Source organism: Desulforhabdus sp. TSK (assembly GCF_022836495.1).
GTDB lineage: Bacteria > Desulfobacterota > Syntrophobacteria > Syntrophobacterales > Syntrophobacteraceae > Desulforhabdus.
Genome location: NZ_BQXM01000175.1, coordinates 1 through 425 on the forward strand (window position 1 = coordinate 1; position 425 = coordinate 425).

At 60.7% G+C, this 425-nt stretch carries 1 pseudogene; it reads left to right on the top strand.

Annotated elements, in window-relative coordinates:
- Positions 1 to 425 (top strand): annotated as a pseudogene (locus MWC30_RS22015) (CRISPR-associated helicase/endonuclease Cas3); the annotation flags it as partial.

Consider the following 425-nt stretch of genomic DNA (forward strand, 5'->3'; position numbering starts at 1 on the left):
TGCCGAGCGTCTCACCGTCAATCGAAAGCTGACTGAGTCCCCGGCTTCTGACGGCCCGGGCCGCCTCATCCTCGCCACTCAGGCGGTGGAAGCAGGGGTGGACATCACCTCTCGCGTTCTCTTTACGGAGCTTGCGCCCTGGGCGTCTCTGGTGCAGCGCTTCGGTCGCTGCCATCGCTATGGTGAGCTGGGAGAGATTGGAGCCGATATTTTCTGGATCGACATCGAACAGGGAGGGAAACTCGACGCACCTTATGAAGTTGCCTCTCTCGATCTCGCCAGGGGCAAGCTTGCGGACCTGCCCGGCGCAAGTCCTGCGGACCTGCCCGGCATCGATGAAGAGGCCCCCCTTCATCCAGTGATTCGGTACAAGGATTTTCGCGATCTCTTCAACACTGACCCGGATCTGACCGGCTTCGATGTGG